General features: G+C 38.7%; 16 protein-coding genes. 12 read left to right on the top strand and 4 right to left on the bottom strand.

The genetic code is table 11. The features are described from left to right. The first annotated feature begins 142 nt into the window (after positions 1–142). From ACWATA_RS17600 to ACWATA_RS17575, 6 genes are all read left to right on the top strand, one after another. A complete protein-coding gene (locus tag ACWATA_RS17600) occupies positions 143–691 on the top strand; it encodes a peroxiredoxin (RefSeq protein ID WP_014461006.1) in 549 nt (182 codons plus the stop codon). Between the two features lie 102 nt (positions 692–793). Then, positions 794–1,240, top strand: coding sequence for a TlpA family protein disulfide reductase (locus ACWATA_RS17595; protein ID WP_028414116.1), 447 nt, complete (start codon positions 794–796; stop codon positions 1,238–1,240). Positions 1,241–1,427: 187 nt separating this feature from the next. Next, positions 1,428–2,324 (top strand): phosphogluconate dehydrogenase (NAD(+)-dependent, decarboxylating), encoded by an 897-nt coding sequence (gene gnd, locus ACWATA_RS17590; RefSeq protein ID WP_473050004.1) that lies wholly within the window; start codon positions 1,428–1,430, stop codon positions 2,322–2,324. Positions 2,325–2,773: 449 nt separating this feature from the next. Then, positions 2,774–4,510 (top strand): ABC transporter ATP-binding protein, encoded by a 1,737-nt coding sequence (locus ACWATA_RS17585; RefSeq protein ID WP_473050003.1) that lies wholly within the window; start codon positions 2,774–2,776, stop codon positions 4,508–4,510. Positions 4,511–4,525: 15 nt separating this feature from the next. Continuing rightward, positions 4,526–6,331 (top strand): ABC transporter ATP-binding protein, encoded by a 1,806-nt coding sequence (locus tag ACWATA_RS17580; protein ID WP_473050002.1) that lies wholly within the window; start codon positions 4,526–4,528, stop codon positions 6,329–6,331. A gap of 149 nt (positions 6,332–6,480) precedes the next feature. Continuing rightward, a complete protein-coding gene (locus ACWATA_RS17575; RefSeq protein WP_028414113.1) occupies positions 6,481–7,143 on the top strand; it encodes a potassium channel family protein in 663 nt (220 codons plus the stop codon). Between the two features lie 42 nt (positions 7,144–7,185). Here the strand turns inward: ACWATA_RS17575 and rnjA are convergent, their stop codons facing one another. Then, on the bottom strand, positions 7,186–8,853 hold the full coding sequence (rnjA, locus tag ACWATA_RS17570; protein WP_013056048.1) for a ribonuclease J1: 1,668 nt from the start codon (positions 8,851–8,853) through the stop codon (positions 7,186–7,188). A 5-nt stretch (positions 8,854–8,858) separates the two neighbouring features. Then, a complete protein-coding gene (locus ACWATA_RS17565; RefSeq protein WP_013056049.1) occupies positions 8,859–9,068 on the bottom strand; it encodes a DNA-dependent RNA polymerase subunit epsilon in 210 nt (69 codons plus the stop codon). A gap of 549 nt (positions 9,069–9,617) precedes the next feature. Between ACWATA_RS17565 and ACWATA_RS17560 the strand changes: the two genes are divergently transcribed. Further along, positions 9,618–10,400 (top strand): Cof-type HAD-IIB family hydrolase, encoded by a 783-nt coding sequence (locus ACWATA_RS17560; protein WP_033578407.1) that lies wholly within the window; start codon positions 9,618–9,620, stop codon positions 10,398–10,400. A gap of 29 nt (positions 10,401–10,429) precedes the next feature. Here the strand turns inward: ACWATA_RS17560 and def are convergent, their stop codons facing one another. After that, positions 10,430–10,984, bottom strand: coding sequence for a peptide deformylase (gene def / locus ACWATA_RS17555; RefSeq protein WP_013056051.1), 555 nt, complete (start codon positions 10,982–10,984; stop codon positions 10,430–10,432). A gap of 174 nt (positions 10,985–11,158) precedes the next feature. Continuing rightward, the gene (locus ACWATA_RS17550) at positions 11,159–11,269 is read right to left on the bottom strand and encodes a YjcZ family sporulation protein (RefSeq protein WP_016763434.1); all 111 of its coding nucleotides are present in this window, start codon (positions 11,267–11,269) and stop codon (positions 11,159–11,161) included. A 169-nt stretch (positions 11,270–11,438) separates the two neighbouring features. Here ACWATA_RS17550 and ACWATA_RS17545 point away from each other — a divergent pair, with 169 nt between their 5' ends. The 5 genes from ACWATA_RS17545 to lpdA all read left to right on the top strand — a co-directional run bounded on the left by ACWATA_RS17545 (position 11,439) and on the right by lpdA (position 17,602). Then, the gene (locus ACWATA_RS17545) at positions 11,439–12,104 is read left to right on the top strand and encodes a YkyA family protein (protein ID WP_028407940.1); all 666 of its coding nucleotides are present in this window, start codon (positions 11,439–11,441) and stop codon (positions 12,102–12,104) included. 581 nt (positions 12,105–12,685) lie between these two features. Further along, positions 12,686–13,801: a pyruvate dehydrogenase (acetyl-transferring) E1 component subunit alpha gene (pdhA, locus tag ACWATA_RS17540; RefSeq protein WP_013056054.1), complete on the top strand. Its 1,116-nt coding sequence runs from the start codon at positions 12,686–12,688 to the stop codon at positions 13,799–13,801. A 3-nt stretch (positions 13,802–13,804) separates the two neighbouring features. Next, entirely contained in the window at positions 13,805–14,782 is a 978-nt protein-coding gene (locus ACWATA_RS17535; RefSeq protein ID WP_013056055.1) for an alpha-ketoacid dehydrogenase subunit beta, read from the top strand. 102 nt (positions 14,783–14,884) lie between these two features. Beyond that, a complete protein-coding gene (locus ACWATA_RS17530; protein WP_028407941.1) occupies positions 14,885–16,186 on the top strand; it encodes a dihydrolipoamide acetyltransferase family protein in 1,302 nt (433 codons plus the stop codon). A gap of 3 nt (positions 16,187–16,189) precedes the next feature. Continuing rightward, positions 16,190–17,602 carry a dihydrolipoyl dehydrogenase gene (gene lpdA / locus ACWATA_RS17525; protein ID WP_013082295.1) on the top strand — a complete coding sequence of 471 codons (1,413 nt, stop codon included), beginning with the start codon at positions 16,190–16,192 and terminating at the stop codon, positions 17,600–17,602. The last annotated feature ends 224 nt before the right edge of the window (positions 17,603–17,826 follow it).

The following is a 17,826-nucleotide window of genomic DNA, read 5'->3' as shown; positions in this document are numbered from 1 at the left end:
TTATAAGGTGTTGTTTAAATTCATTCTTAATTAATATTGACTAAAAAAACAATATCCATTATAATGAAAACCGTTATAACAGTACATAAGTGAGAATGTTTTATACATTTTCTCATTTAATAATTATTTGGAGGGATCATGTATGCCAGAACGTATGGTAGGTAAACAAGCTCCACGCTTTGAAATGGAAGCTGTATTATCAAACAAAGAATTCGGTAAAGTTAGCTTAGAAGAAAATATTAAAAATGACAAATGGACAGTATTATTCTTCTATCCAATGGACTTTACATTTGTATGTCCAACAGAAATCACTGCACTTTCTGACCGTTATGATGAGTTTGAAGATCTTGACGCAGAAGTAATCGGTGTTTCTACAGACACAATCCATACACACTTAGCTTGGATCAACACTGATCGTAAAGATAATGGTTTAGGTGATCTTAAATATCCATTAGCAGCTGATACAAATCACGTTGTTTCTCGTGAGTACGGCGTTTTAATTGAAGAAGAAGGTGTAGCACTTCGCGGTTTATTCATCATCAGCCCAGAAGGCGAATTACAATATTCAGTTGTAAACCACAACAATATTGGCCGTGACGTTGATGAAACTTTACGTGTTCTTCAAGCGTTACAAACTGGCGGACTTTGCCCAGCTAACTGGAAACCAGGTCAAGCTACTTTAAACGCGTAAGCACAACGTTTAAAAGGTCTAACGTCCACGTTAGGCCTTTTTTTCATCGGATAATAAAGAACATATAGTCAATAATAGTGAAAACAAGGGAGGCTTTTATTCATGAAATTACGTCAGCCAATGCCTGAGTTAACGGGCGCTACAGAATGGTTAAACGGAGAGGTTACAAAAGAGCAGCTAATTGGCGAAAAGCCAACGCTTATTCATTTTTGGTCAGTAAGCTGTCATCTATGTAAAGAAGCAATGCCTCAAGTAAATGAATTTCGCGACCAATACAAAGAACAACTAAACGTAGTAGCCGTTCATATGCCGCGCTCTGAAGATGATTTAGACTTAACAAAAATTAAAGAAGTAGCAGCAGAACACGATATTACGCAGCCAATTTTTGTAGACAGTGAACATAAATTAACGGATGCATTTGAAAATCAATATGTACCGGCATATTATGTATTTGACAAAACAGGTCAGCTACGCCACTTCCAAGCTGGTGGAAGCGGTATGAAAATGCTTGAAAAGCGCGTGAATCGTGTATTAGGCGAGAACGAATAAATACAGGCAGTTGTAACAGGTGAAAAGCATTCGATGCTTAGTAGAACTTGCATCGAATGTTTTTCTTTTTTGTGTGTAGGAAGTAACTGATAAAGGAAATATAAAAATGTGGATTTTTTCTTGTGAGTTTACACCATACTAACACTAACAACATGATACGAAACTTACTATTGGAGGTAATTTACATATGAAATTAGGTATGATTGGCTTAGGGAAAATGGGAGCAAACTTAGTATTGAATTTACTAGATCATAACCATTCTGTGGTAGCATTCGATGTGAACAACGAAGCCGTACAGAAAGTATCAGAAAAGGGAGCAGAAGGCGCTTCTTCCATTCAAGAATTAGTAAGCAAATTAGAAAAACCACGCATTGCTTGGGTAATGGTTCCAGCCGGAGAGCTCACAGAAAAAGTAATTTCTGAGCTTCAAGAATTACTTGAAGAAGGAGATATGATTATCGAAGGCGGTAATTCTAAGTATAAAGATTCCGTACGACGTGCCGCAGCTTCTGCTAAAAAAGGAATTCACTACTTCGATGTTGGAACGAGCGGCGGAATGGAAGGTGCCCGAAACGGCGCTTGTATGATGATTGGCGGAGATAAAGAAGCATTTGCTACAATCGAACCTATTTTCCGCGACATCAACGTAGAAAACGGCTATCTCTATTCCGGTGCAGCAGGAAGCGGTCACTTCTTGAAAATGGTTCATAACGGAATTGAGTACGGCATGATGCAAGCAATTGCTGAAGGCTTCGATGTGCTAGAGAAAAGTGAATTTGACTATGACTACGAAGCCGTAGCCCGCGTATGGAATAACGGCTCTGTTATTCGCTCATGGTTAATCGAACTAATGGAACGTGCATTTTCAAAAGATGCAAAACTTGAGGGGATTCGAGGAGTAATGAACTCTTCTGGAGAAGGAAAGTGGACAGTAGAATCAGCATTAGATTTACAAGTGCCAACGCCAGTTATTGCTCTATCCTTAATGATGCGCTATCGCTCACTTGAAGATGATACGTTTACAGGTAAAGTAGTAGCGGCTCTTCGCAATGAGTTCGGTGGACATGCAGTAGAAAAACAATAAAAAAAGAAGCGGGGACAAAAGTATTTTAGTCCAAGTGAAAAACGAACCACTAATCAACGTATTGATTGGTGGTTCGTTTTTTTGTTATAGTGAATAGGTTTCGTCTATTTAGGTCTCTCTAGAAGTTAATTGGAGGGCAAGACGAAGACTCCTGCGGGAAAAGCGGAACAGATGAGACCCCACAGGAGCGCAAGCGACGAGGAGGCTCAGCGCCCGCCCGCGGAAAGCGAAGTCTTGCACGGAAATCAACTGCGGTATCACAAGCAGTTCAACTCATGTATTCCATTTGTTCTTCTTTAGATTGGATTCATTTAGCTATATCCCGACCTCTTTTTTATGACTATTTACCTTTTTTTGAAAAAATATCTAAAAATTATGGTAATTTATTTCGGGAACCGATATATTTAAATATGTGTGCCACATCTTAGCTAAGGGAAAGGACGGGGTATATGGGAACGTTTAAAAAACTAAAAGATTTTTATTTGCCGTACCGAATGTACTTTTTTTATTCTGCTATTTGCTTGTTATTTGTAACCTCCATCACTGTGATTTACCCTATTGTGCTGCAATATACGATTGATCATATCGTGTTAGGAAAACAATATCAGCTAGTCGATAATGTAGCATTTATTTTTATTGGACTGATGATCATCAAAGGAATCTTTACATATATTCAGCAATATTACGGCGACTTATTTGGAATTAAGTCCGTGTATACTCTTCGCAATAAACTTTACCGCAAACTTCAGTATTTACCGTTTTCTTATTATGACAATGCTAAAACAGGGGACTTGATGTCCAGGTTGACAGCTGATGTAGAAGGATTTCGTTTTTTTCTATCTTTTGGCTTCTCAGAATTAATTCGCTTCGTCATTTTACTTACTGCCAGCTTTTCCGTTATGTTCTATTACTCTATTTCACTCACTCTTGTCACAATCTGCCTGCTGCCTTTTTTGGGGGTAGCTGTTTATCGTTTTGATAAACGCGTTCATCCAGCGTTTCGCTTAATTCGCCAATCGTTTGGAGAACTTAATACAAATGTTCAAGAAAATATAAGCGGCATACAGACGGTCAAATCATTATCAAGAGAAAAATTTCAAACCTCTAAATTTAACGATTCCAACGGAGTTTATAAAAATCGAAACATTGAAACAGCGAATGTGTGGGCAACTTATTTCCCCTTAATGGAGTTTATAGGGAATTTATCTATTGTTGGTCTCCTTGCTTACGGAGGAGCGCTTGTTATGAACGGAAGCGTACGTCCTGGAGAGCTTGTTGCTTTCTTTAGCTTAACCTCTTATTTAATGTGGCCTATTATGAATCTAGGGTTTGTTATCAATATGTTTTCACAGTCTAAAGCTTCAGGTGAAAGGCTGCTAGAAATTTTAGAAGAAGAAGAAAAAGTCCATGAGTATGCCGGAAGTTTCTCTATTAATGGAACGGTCGAGTTTCAGCATGTTAGCTTATCCTATCCAAACGAGGATAAAAAATCGCTTGAGAACATATCGTTTTCTGCTTCTAAAGGGAAAGTAGTAGGTTTAATCGGTGCAACTGGAGCCGGCAAAACAAGCTTAACACAGCTGCTCACGAGGTTTTATGAACCGACTTCAGGACAGATCTTAGTTAACCATCGTCCGATTAAAGAGTATCCGCTCTCTGTTCTTCGGAAAGAAATTAGCTTTGTACTTCAAGAAACGTTTTTGTTCTCAAGCAGCATAGGAACCAACATCTCTTATGGCGTGCCGGGTATTTCTAGAGAAGACATTATTGATGCTGCAAAACGAGCGCAGGCGCATGATTTTATTATGGAGCTTCCAGATGGATATGATACGATGCTGGGAGAGAGAGGACTGGGGTTATCAGGCGGGCAAAAGCAGCGTATTGCGATTGCACGAGCGCTTATCTTAAATCCTAGTATTCTAGTATTAGATGATGCCACCAGTGCCGTTGATATGAAAACAGAAAGAGAAATTCAATTGGCTTTAAAAGAAGTGATGAAAAATCGTACGACGTTTATTATCGCGCACCGCCTTTCTTCTTTGCGACATGCCGATGAAATCTTGGTCTTACATGAAGGTCGTATAAAAGAGAGAGGAAGCCACGAAACGCTCATTCAAAAGCAAGGGATTTATAAAAACATTTACGACATTCAATATGAAAGCAGTACGTCGGTGATGAACGTATAACAGGGGAGGAATAGAATGGCAGGCGAAAAAAATAAAGTTGTGCGAGAGCGCTTTTATTATCAAACAGATCAAATCATTGATAAGACGTTTAACTGGAAGCAAATGGCCCGCTTGTTTCGTTATCTTCATCCATATCGAAAAAACTTGCTTCCTTTCTCGTTTCTTATGGTCATTATCACGACGGTCATTAGACTCGCTATTCCTATTTTGATAGGTGTCTATACGCTTGATCATGCTGTAAAAGATAAGAATAGCACGCTGCTCATGCAGTTAGTTTTCATCATTTTTAGCTTGTATATCCTATCTTATATTGCAAATGTCTTTCGGATTAAATGGATGAATCAACTCGGGCAGCACGTAATATATGATTTAAGAAAACATTTATTTACGCATGTTCAAGGGCTATCGCACCGGTTTTTTGATACGCGTTCAGGAGGCTCTATTCTTGTAAGGATTATGAATGATATTAACTCTCTTCAAGATTTATTTACGAACGGGGTAGTTAACCTATTTATGGACCTCTTATTGTTAGTGGGAATTGTGGTTATATTATTTTCTCTCAGTCCTGCTTTGACATGTGCTGTTTTAGTCATTTTACCGATTATGTTTTTGATTTCTACAAAGCTGAGAAGAAGAATCCGCCGGTCATGGCAAGTTGTTCGTATGAAGCAGTCAGTATTAAATTCACATTTAAATGAGAGTATTCAAGGCATTCGCGTTACTCAATCATTTGCTCAAGAACAAGAAAATATGCTGTTTTTTGATCGCATAAACAGTGAAAATTACGAGAGCTGGAGGCAAGCTACTCGAAAAAATGCCATGTTTCGACCGTTTGTAGAACTCACAAATGCTGTCGGAACGGCCATTTTAATTTGGTTCGGTGCTGCACTTATTCAAGATGAGCGGCTAACAATTGGTATTTTTGTATCATTTGCTTTTTATCTCGGGATGTTTTGGGAACCGATTTCTCGTTTAGGGCAAGTGTACAATCAATTATTAATGGGAATGGCTTCATCCGAGCGCATTTTTGAATTTCTAGATGAAAAACCTCTCGTCGCAGATTTGGAAACCGCTACGTCTTTAGAGAATATGAAGGGGAAAGTTGAGTTCAAGCACGTCTCATTTTCTTATGATGGGAAGCGTAAAGCTCTAAACAACGTATCAATTGAAATAAAAGAAGGACAGATGGTTGCTTTAGTGGGGCATACTGGATCTGGAAAAACGTCCATTGCTAATTTAATCACACGTTTTTATGATGTGAACAAAGGGCAGATTTTAATTGATAATATGCCTATTCAAGATATTACGTTAGCGAGTTTACGAGCACAAATTAGTATTGTGCTGCAAGAAACCTTTATTTTTTCAGGAACCATCACGGAGAATATTCGGTTTGGAAAACCGGATGCTACCGATGATGAAGTGATTAAGGCCGCAGAAGCGGTAGGGGCTGCAGATTTTATAAAGCGTCTGAAAAAAGGCTATGATACGGAAGTAGAAGAGCGAGGAAACGTTTTATCGGTGGGAGAGCGTCAATTGATTTCATTTGCTCGAACGCTGTTGGCTGATCCTCGTATTATCATTTTAGATGAAGCGACAGCAAGCATCGATACAGAAACAGAAGTGAAGATTCAACAAGCGCTTAAAACGCTGTTAAATAACAGAACGGCCATCATGATTGCTCATCGGCTATCGACTATACGAGAAGCAGATAACATCATTGTGTTAGACCACGGAAGCATTATTGAAACAGGCAATCACGGGGAACTTATGCAGCAAAAAGGCGTATATTATTACCTTGTTCAAACCCATGCTACAGCTTAAAAAACAGAAGGAGCTGATCCTTCTGTTTTTTTATGAGAAATAGTAAAGACATATAAGCGTTGTTAACGGGAAAATGAGGTTGATACAAAAGAATTGTGGTAAAATAACGGTAGTTCAGATTTTTTCCTGTACATAATGGAGGAATTCAAATGAAAAAAGAATTTGCAGTCATCGGATTAGGTAGATTTGGTGGAAGTATTTGTAAAACATTAAGCGATCAAGGAATGGAAGTTCTGGCGATTGACATTGATGAAGAAAAGGTAAATGAGTATGCTAACGTTGCTTCGCATGCAGTAGTAGGCGATTCAATGGATGAAGGGGTTCTAAAAAGTTTAGGAATTCGTAATTTTGATCACGTTATCGTAGCTATTGGCGACAATATTCAGGCAAGTATTTTGACGACCCTTATACTAAAAGAGCTGGGGGTTGAAAAAATAACGGTAAAAGCGCAAAATGATTATCATGCCAAAGTATTATCAAAAATTGGCGCCAATTTTATCGTGCATCCCGAACGAGATATGGGACGAAGAATTGCCAATAACATGATTTCAAACAGCGTGCTGGATTATTTGGAGCTATCTGAAGAACACAGCATTGTCGAATTAGTAGCAAGCAAAAGAATGGCTGGCAATACGCTGATTGAGTTAGACATTCGTGCGAAATATGGTATTAACATTGTAGCCATTAAGCGTGATCGAGATATCATCGTTTCTCCTCAGGCGTCCGAAACGATACAAGAAGGAGACGTGTTGATTGTTATTGGAGCAGACGCAGATATCAACCGCTTCGAAAATAAATTTGCCAGTTCCTAATAAAAAAGAGCAGATGCAATTGCATCTGCTCTTTTTCTTTTATTAAACCTCCATAATGATTGGTAAAATCATTGGACGGCGCTTTGTTTTTTCGTAAAGGAATGGAGCCAATGTGTCTGTGATTTCATTTTTAATCTCAGACCATTGTGACGTACGACGTTCCATCACTTTGTTCAAGTGTTTTGTAATGAGGGACTGTGCATCATTAATTAAGTCGCCAGATTCGCGCATATAAACAAAACCACGAGAGATAATGTCTGGACCAGCAGCGATCTTGAAGTCTTTCATATTGATGCTTACAACGACAATAACAAGTCCTTCTTCAGATAAAATACGGCGGTCACGAAGTACGATATTTCCAATGTCACCAATTCCGCTTCCGTCAATATATACAGAGCCTGAAGGGATTTTGCCGGCTACTGAAGCTTCACTGTCGCTTAAAGCTAGCACCTCTCCATTATCCATAATGAAGCAGTTTTCTTCAGGAACTCCACAGTCTGTTGCAAGTTTGATGTGCATCTTCTGCATGCGATACTCACCGTGAATTGGCATAAAGTATTTTGGTTTCATCAAACGAAGCATTAATTTTTGCTCTTCCTGTCCGCCGTGTCCAGAAGTATGGATATCGTTTAGAGCACCGTGAATAACCTCTGCTCCTGCACGGAATAGCATATCAATTGTTTTGCTAACACTTACTGTATTTCCTGGAATAGGTGAAGATGAGAACACAACCGTATCTCCAGGGATAATTTGAATTTGGCGGTGAGTACCGTTTGCAATTCTAGATAGCGCTGCCATCGGTTCACCTTGGCTGCCTGTACATAAAATAGTCACGCGGTTAGCTGGAATTCGGTTAATTTGAGAAGGCTCAATGAACGTATCTTTTGGACATGAAATATATCCAAGCTGTTGGCCAATCTCAATAGCTGCTTCCATACTGCGTCCGAATACAGCAACTTTGCGGTTATGCAATACGGCTGCTTCCACTACTTGCTGTAAGCGGTGAATATTTGAAGCAAACGTTGCAAAAATAATACGGCCGTCTACTTTACGGAAAATGTCATGAATGCTGTCACCTACGCGGCGCTCAGACATCGTAAAGTTAGGAATTTCACTGTTTGTACTGTCTGAAAGCAAGCATAGAACGCCTTCTTTACCGATTTCAGCCATTTTTGTTAAGTTAGCCGGTTCGCCCACTGGTGTAAAATCAAACTTGAAATCTCCTGTATGTACGATTTGTCCGTTTGGTGTTTTTACCACAATTCCGTAAGAATCAGGAATACTGTGAGTTGTACGGAAGAACGTTACCGATGTTTTACGGAATTTAATTACGTCATCTTCAGTAATTTCATGAAGCTGAGCTGTACGAAGCAACCCGTGCTCGTCTAATTTGTTGCGAAGAAGTCCAAGGGCTAATTTTCCTGCATAAATAGGAATGTTTAATTCTCTTAATAAGTAAGGAATTCCGCCGATGTGATCTTCATGACCATGTGTAACGAAAAGACCGCGGATTTTATCTGCATTTTTCACCAAATAACTGTAGTCAGGAATAACGTAGTCAATTCCTAAAAGCTCATCTTCAGGGAATTTAATTCCTGCATCAATAAGAATAATTTCATCTTGAAACTGTACGGCATACGTATTTTTACCAATTTCGCCTAGTCCACCCAGGGCGAAAACTGCCGTTTGATTATTTTTTACAAATTTCATTTTCATCATATCTCCAATACTTTAAAATCTTCATGCTGTTGTTCATATTCTAGATAGTCTCCAGTCACTGCTTGAACAAACTCAATATTAATTGAACGCGCTTTTAACTTTTTACGAACGTCACGCTCAGAATCTGCGTTCACATACACTGTTTTTGTATTTTCACGTACAGCTACTTCACTCATTTTTTCTTGAAAATAAACTTTAAAAATCATAACAAAAATCTCTCCTTAATTCCGAAATTCAAATAACTTATTTTATTATATTATAAAATGTGTATGTATTTCATGTATTTTCTAAAGAAACTTGCTTTCACTACATTTTAGTCATCTAAATATAACAAGTCAATTAATTATAGAATAATATTAATAGGAAACGGATACAAGACTATATTTTCCGGGCGTATAAAAAATAAGGGCTATTCCATTGTACGATGCAGACACACACTCTGCAAATTTTACAACAGAAAGCCCTAAAAAAATCGATTATGCCATCGTTTTTTTACGCAATAATTCATTCCAGCGTTTTAGCAGCCTTTTTCGAAAATCTTTTAACATGATTTTTCAGCTCCTTTGTTTTTTTGCGATACCTGCCTGTCTCTCTCTGTACTTTTATTATATGATGAAAAGGGAGAGGTTTCTCGTGGTTAAATATGGAAAAATTGTAAATAGGAACGTCCATTTATAGAGAAATCAGTGCTTGTTTGGTATAATTGGAAAGGCTTAACAAAGAGATAAAAAATTATAAAAAATAAGGTGATAAACGTGGAACGAAAGATTATTTTTTTTGATATTGATGGAACGTTATTGGATCATGATAAAAAACTGCCTGCTTCTACAAAAAAAGCTGTCCAGCTGTTAAAAGAGCAGGGGCATGAAGTGGCAATTGCAACTGGAAGGGCTCCTTTTATGTTTAAAGATCTGCGTGAAGAGTTGGATATTCAAACATATATTAGCTTTAATGGTCAGTACATTGTCTTAAATGGAGAAGTTCTTTACAAAAACCCGTTAAATAAAGAAGAGCTTCAGGATTTAACGGCTTTTGCTGTTGAGCATGATCATCCTGTCGTATACATGGATCATGAAGATATGAAATCAAACATTGAATTTCATGATTATATCGAATCCAGCATCAGCACGCTGAAAATTGGATTTACCCACCCTCACCACGATCCTGCTTATTTCAAAGGGCGTGAAATTTATCAATCCCTCTTATTCTGTACAGCGGGAGAAGAAGCTCCTTATGAAGAAAAATTTAAGAAATTTGACTTTATTCGCTGGCATGAATTTTCAACTGATGTTCTCCCAAAAGGTGGATCAAAAGCGCGAGGAATTGAGACCATGATTGAAAAGCTTGGCTTTGATAAAAAAGATGTATATGCATTCGGAGACGGCTTAAACGATATCGAAATGCTTGAGTTTGTCGGAAATGGCGTAGCGATGGGAAATGCGGAAGAAGTCGTGAAAGAAGTGGCTGATCTTGTTACAAAAGATGTAGCAGAAGGTGGTATTCTCCACGGATTAGAGCTAGTAGGATTGTTAAAATAAGAAAAAACGCGAGCTCTAGCTCGCGTTTTTTAGCGTTCATATGGAAAAGCATTTTCAGGTTCTTGAAATGGGTTTTCTTTATTGATGTAATCATAAAACATAATTCCGTCTAAATGATCAATCTCGTGCTGAAATACGACAGCAGGAAGGCCTTTCAAACGAATTTTCACTTCTTCGCCTTCAAGCGTTGTGCCTTTTACTGTGATGCGTGCATATCGAGGAACAAATCCTGGGATATCTTGATCGACAGACAAGCAGCCTTCACCGCCTGTAAGATATGTCTTTTCAACTGAGTGGCTAATGATCTTAGGGTTAAATAATGCATAGCTGTATAGCTTGCCTTTTTCATCCGTAACGTGTACCCCAATCATTCGTTTTGATACATTAATTTGAGGAGCGGCAAGTCCGATACCAGATCGCAGTCCATATTTAGCAGCAATTTCAGGGTCTTGGCTGTTTTTTACATATTCTAATAAGCTATGTAAAATCTTTTTGTCTTCTTCAGAAGCAGGTAACGGTACTTCTTTTGCTACTTCTCGCAGCGTTGGGTGTCCGTCTTGGATAATATCGTTCATTGTAATCAACTTTCACATCTCCCTAGGCTATTTTATAGGTATAAAGTGTACCAAATCCGTATAAAAAAGTCATTACCTCGACCTTGACCACATAAATGTTTCTACTAATTATATGTATCAAACATTTGGAAAAACATGCATAAGAAAACATAAAAGCGGCAGTTAGCCGCTTTTATTGTATAATTACCAGCCGCCACAGCTGCAGCCGATAATAACTAATAAAATGAACAGTACGATTAATAACACGAAACCTTTATTAGAACCGCCGCAGCCATATCCACCATAACCCAACATAATGTAACCTCCCGTAGTTATCAATCCCAAGGTAAAAAGTAATAAACTCCCTTTTTTTCACGATTGGGTTAGTATAATATATTAAAAGGTGGAAAAAGGGTGTAGATAAATTGCTAATTTCCTACAAAAATTGTATAATGACCCATGAATAAGGGAGGATTTACCAAATATGAAATGCGTCGGAAGATATATAGTTATTGGCATTGCTGCTATGTCACTAGCAGGCTGTGCAGAGGGCTCATCGCCTGAACTTGAGGTATATAATGGATTAGAAAAAGTGGTAGCACAAGAAAAGCAATTTGCTGATCAGCAAAAACCGTTAGCTGATTTAGAACAGCAAGAAAATGCGATATACGACCAAATTATTGAGCTAGGGATTAAAGATAAAAAGAAAATAAAAAATAAAGCACAAAAAGCGCAGCAGTTATTAGATGAGCGTGAAAATAAATTACAAAAAGAAGAAAAAAGCATCAGCGCTTCGCAAAAACAGTTTGAAGCGACAGAGCCAAAGATCCAAAAGCTAGAGGACGGCAAAGCAAAAGAAGAGGCGCTTGAACTATCTTCGTTAATGAAGAAGCGTTATAAGGCCTACCAGTCCTTACATGATGCCTATCTTCATTCCATTGAATTAGATCGTCAGCTATATACGCTCTTTGAAAAAGACAATGTGAAATTAGAGAATCTTGAAACACAAATCGCTTCGATCAATGCTACTTATAAAGAAGTTGAAAAGAAAAAAGAAACGTTTAACACACTAACAGCTGACTATAACAAAGCCAAAGAAGATTTTTATAACAAAACGAAGTTAAAGGTGAAAAATAGCGAGGATAAATAAGAAGGCCTGTGAAGTTTACAGGTCTTTTTTTTTGGCTGAAAAGGAAGGTTTTCTGAAATAAAGAAAGAGTTTCGACACGATTCAAGTAAAAATTACAAAAGGTTATTGTTTTAAAAAATCGTTTATTTGTGGCAAGATAGGAGATGTGCAGACGTAAAAAAAGAGAAGGTTATTATAAAACATATAATACAGTTTGTATCTGTGTAATAGTACAGCATGTCTTTTTTATGTGTTTTATTTCACAAACTAAAAAAGCGTAATTTCTTGATGTAAATGCATTGACGAACTGTTTTAGTGTATTGTAAACTAGGTAGCGTAGTAAGTGTTGTATTAATCATTTTTGCAAAATAATTAATACAGTTTAACGAAACGCTCGTTTCGCTTAAACTTTCCTTTTACGTAAATGTTTGCACAGAATTCGCTGGGGAATACATAGAAATGTTAAGGATTAGCGAATTCAAAAAGCTACTCGACAAAATATGACTTTTACTTGTCCATTTGGGACATTCTAAAAGCGTGTATGTTTGTTTGATTAGTAAAATGAATTTATACGGCTTAAATGAAAGGAAGAGGTGACTTAGATGGCTGCTAAAACTAAAAAGGCTATTATTGATGTATCAAAGCAACTTGATAAAATCGCTGAGCAGTACCAAACGTTCCAAATTCTTAATGAAGAGGGCGAAGTAGTAAATAAATCAGCGTTGCCAGATTTATCTGACGAAAAATTAAAAGAGTTAATGACTCGCATGGTATACACTCGTATTCTTGATCAACGTTCAATTTCATTGAACCGTCAAGGTCGTTTAGGTTTCTATGCACCAACTGCTGGGCAAGAAGCTTCTCAAATCGCTTCACATTTCGCATTAGAAAAAGAAGACTTCATTTTACCTGGGTACCGTGATGTGCCTCAGTTAATTTGGCATGGTCTTCCACTATATCAAGCGTTCTTATTCTCTCGTGGTCATTTCCACGGTAACCAAGCGCCAGAAGGTGTAGATGTACTTTCTCCACAAATCATCATCGGTGCACAAATCGTGCAAACTGCTGGTGTGGCACTAGGTCTTAAAAAGCGCGGTAAAAAAGCAGTAGCGATCACTTATACAGGTGACGGCGGAGCTTCACAAGGTGACTTCTACGAAGGTATGAACTTCGCAGGTGCATTCAAAGCTCCAGCAATCTTTGTTGTACAAAACAACCGCTTTGCAATTTCAACACCAGTTGAAAAGCAATCTGCAGCACGTACAATCGCTCAAAAAGCAGCGGCTGTTGGTATCCCAGGCGTTCAAGTAGACGGTATGGATGCACTAGCAGTATACGTTGCAGTAAGCGAAGCTCGTGAGCGTGCAGTAAACGGTGAAGGTCCAACTTTAATTGAAACATTAACTTACCGTTATGGTCCACATACAATGGCTGGTGACGATCCAACTCGTTATCGTACAGCTGAGCTTGACACTGAGTGGGAAAAGAAAGATCCACTTGTTCGCTTCCGTAAATTCTTAGAAGCTAAAGGCATCTGGAATGAAGAAGAAGAAAACAAAGTAATCGAGCAAGCTAAAGAAGATATCAAACAAGCTATTAAGAAGGCTGACGATTATCCAAAACAAAAAGTTACAGATTTAATGGAAATCATGTACGAAACTATGCCTTCAAACTTACAAGAGCAATATGAAATCTACAAAGAGAAGGAGTCGAAGTAAGCCATGGCGCAAATGACAATGATTCAAGCGATTACTGATGCGTTACGCACAGAAATGAAAAACGACGAAAACGTATTAGTTTTTGGTGAAGACGTTGGCGTAAACGGTGGAGTATTCCGTGCGACTGAAGGTCTTCAACAAGAATTCGGCGAAGATCGCGTATTCGATACGCCATTAGCTGAATCTGGTATCGGTGGTCTTGCTGTGGGTCTATCGACTCAAGGTTTCCGTCCGGTTCCTGAAATTCAATTCTTTGGTTTCGTATACGAAGTACTTGATTCTGTATCAGGTCAAGCTGCACGTATGCGCTACCGTTCTGGCGGTCGCTGGAATGCACCAATCACATTCCGTTCACCATTTGGTGGAGGCGTTCATACACCAGAACTTCACGCTGATAGCTTAGAAGGTATCGTAGCATCTCAACCTGGTCTAAAAGTTGTAATTCCTTCAACTCCATACGATGCAAAAGGTCTTTTAATTTCATCAATCCGTGATAACGATCCGGTTGTATACTTAGAGCACATGAAGCTTTACCGTTCATTCCGTCAAGAAGTACCTGAAGAATCATACACTATTGACTTAGGTACAGCTGATGTGAAACGTGAAGGTACAGACGTAACGCTTATCGCTTACGGTGCAATGGTACACTCATCATTAAAAGCAGCTGAAGAACTAGAAAAAGAAGGTATCTCTGCTGAAGTAGTGGACTTACGTACAGTTCAACCTTTAGATATCGATACAATTCTTGCATCAGTTGAAAAAACTGGTCGCGTAGTAGTAGTTCAAGAAGCTCAAAAACAAGCTGGTATCGCAGCTAACGTTGTAGCTGAAATTAACGATCGTGCAATCTTAAGCTTAGAAGCACCAGTATTACGTGTAACAGCACCGGATACTGTGTTCCCATTCTCTCAAGCTGAGGGCGTATGGTTACCAGACCACAAAGATATCGTTGAAACAGCTAAGAAAGTACTTGAATTTTAATTAGCATTTTACTGTGATAGAAATCAGCTTTATGCTGATTTCTGTCTTAGATAAAATAAACACTAACAAATTGAACGCAACTAACTAGGAGGGTGAAGACACGTGGCATTTGAATTTAAACTGCCGGATATCGGTGAAGGTATCCACGAAGGTGAAATTGTAAAATGGTTCGTAAAAGCTGGAGATGAAATTGATGAGGATGATGTACTAGCAGAAGTACAAAATGACAAAGCTGTTGTTGAAATCCCATCTCCTGTAAAAGGTAAAGTATTAGAAGTAAAAGTTGACGAAGGTACAGTAGCTACTGTAGGACAAGTTATCGTTACTTTTGATGCTCCTGGATACGAAGACTTAAAATTCAAAGGTGACGATCATGATGATGCACCAGCAGAAGAAGCTAAAGAAGAAGCTTCAACTGAAGAAGTGACTGAAGAAGCAACAGCTCCTGCAGCACAAGCTGATGTTGATCCTAACCGTAAAGTAATTGCTATGCCTTCAGTGCGCAAATATGCTCGTGAAAAAGGTGTAGACATTAAAGCTGTTCCTGGTTCAGGTAAAAACGGACGTATTGTTAAAGATGACATCGATAGCTTCTTATCTGGTGGTTCTACAGCTACAGCAACTGCTGAAGCTCCAGCTAAAGAGGAAACTGCTTCAGCTGAACCAAAAGCAGCTGCAGCACAAGCTATTCCTGAAGGCGACTTACCAGAAACTCGCGAGAAAATGAGCGGTATCCGTCGTGCAATCGCAAAAGCTATGGTTAACTCTAAACACACTGCTCCACACGTAACATTAATGGATGAAATCGATGTAACAGCTCTTGTTGCTCATCGTAAAAAATTCAAAACAGTTGCAGCAGATCAAGGTATTAAATTAACATTCTTACCTTACGTGGTAAAAGCGTTAACTTCAGCACTTAAGAAGTTCCCAGCTCTTAACACTTCAATTGATGATTCTACAGATGAAGTAATTCAAAAACATTACTACAACATCGGTATCGCTGCTGACACTGAAAAAGGTCTTTTAGTACCAGTTGTGAAAAATGCTGATCGTAAATCTGTATTCGAAATTTCGGATCAAATTAACGACCTTGCTGGAAAAGCACGTGATGGTAAATTAGCTCCTGCTGAAATGAAAGGCGCTTCTTGTACAATCACAAATATCGGTTCTGCTGGTGGACAATGGTTTACTCCAGTTATCAACCACCCAGAAGTTGCAATTCTAGGTATCGGACGTATCGCTGAAAAACCAGTTGTACGCGACGGTGAAATTGTAATTGCTCCAGTATTAGCATTATCACTAAGCTTTGACCACCGTATTATCGATGGCGCAACAGCTCAAAACGCTCTTAACCAAATCAAGCGTTTATTAAATGATCCAGAATTATTATTAATGGAGGCGTAATAAATGGTAGTAGGAGATTTCCCAATCGAAACTGATACTCTTGTCATTGGTGCTGGCCCTGGTGGCTACGTTGCAGCAATTCGTGCAGCTCAATTAGGTCAAAAAGTTACAATCGTAGAAAAAGGTAATCTTGGAGGCGTATGCTTAAACGTTGGTTGTATTCCTTCAAAAGCATTAATCGCTGCAGGTCACCGTTTTGAACATGCTAAACATTCTGAAGACATGGGGATTATCGCTGAGAACGTAACAGTTGATTTCTCTAAAGTTCAAGAATTCAAAAACGGCGTTGTAAACAAACTTACTGGCGGTGTTGAAGGCCTTCTTAAAGGTAACAAAGTTGACATCGTAAAAGGTGAAGCTTACTTCGTTGACAGCGAAACTGTACGTGTAATGGATGAAAATTCAGCACAAACGTACAAATTCAAAAATGCAATCCTTGCAACTGGTTCTCGTCCAATCGAGATCCCTGGATTCAAATTCTCTGAGCGCGTAATCAACTCTACAGGTGCATTAGCGCTTAAAGAAGTTCCTAAAAAATTAGTTGTAATCGGCGGAGGTTACATCGGTACTGAGCTTGGTACTGCTTTTGCTAACTTCGGCACAGAAGTTACATTTGTAGAAGCTGCTGATGAAATTCTAGCTGGTTTTGAAAAACAAATGAGCTCTCTTGTTAAACGTAACCTTAAGAAAAAAGGAAACGTTGAAATCTATACAAAAGCAATGGCTAAAGGTGTTGAAGAAACTGCTGATGGCGTACAAGTTACGTTTGAAGTAGGCGGAGAGTCAAAAGTAATCGATGCTGACTACGTATTAGTTACTGTAGGTCGCCGTCCTAACACTGATGAGCTTGGTCTTGAGCAAGTTGGCGTTAAAATGACTGACCGTGGTCTTATCGAAATCGATAACCAAACTCGTACATCTGTAAGCAACATCTTTGCAATTGGTGATATCGTAACTGGACCACCACTTGCACACAAAGCTTCTTACGAAGGTAAAATCGCAGCTGAAGTAATCGCTGGCGAACCTGCTGAAATTGACTACTTAGGAATTCCAGCAGTTGTATTCTCTGAGCCTGAGCTTGCATCTGTAGGTTATACTGAAGCACAAGCAAAAGAAGAAGGATTAGCTGTTAAAGCTTCTAAATTCCCATTCGCTGCTAACGGACGTGCGCTTGCACTTAACGCTGCAGAAGGCTTCTTGAAGCTTATCACTCGTAAAGAAGACGGAGTAGTTGTTGGTGCTCAAATCGCTGGACCTAGCGCATCTGACATGATCGCTGAACTTGGTCTTGCTATCGAAGCTGGCGTAACAGCTGAAGATATCGCATTAACAATTCACGCTCACCCAACATTAGGTGAAATCACAATGGAAGCTGCTGAAGTAGCAATTGGAAGCCCAATTCACATTGTAAAATAATGTTTTTAAAAAGCTGATGCATACGCATCAGCTTTTTTTCTTGAAGAAAACGGTTTTCATAAAGTATAAGGTGCTTGTCAGACAGTTTTTTTACTGGTTGAGTATAATTCTAGCAGAAAGATGTAAAAAGCGCTGAGACAGTCTTAAATGAGTTCTAGATGCATACATATAAAGTGGGACGTGCTTTGCTTATAGTTGGATACAAAATTGCTTCTTTGGATAAC

It is taken from the genome of Priestia sp. USM5 (assembly GCF_058323215.1).
The sequence above is the reverse complement of the archived record's forward strand: the minus strand, read 5'-3'. Positions and strand labels throughout refer to the sequence as shown.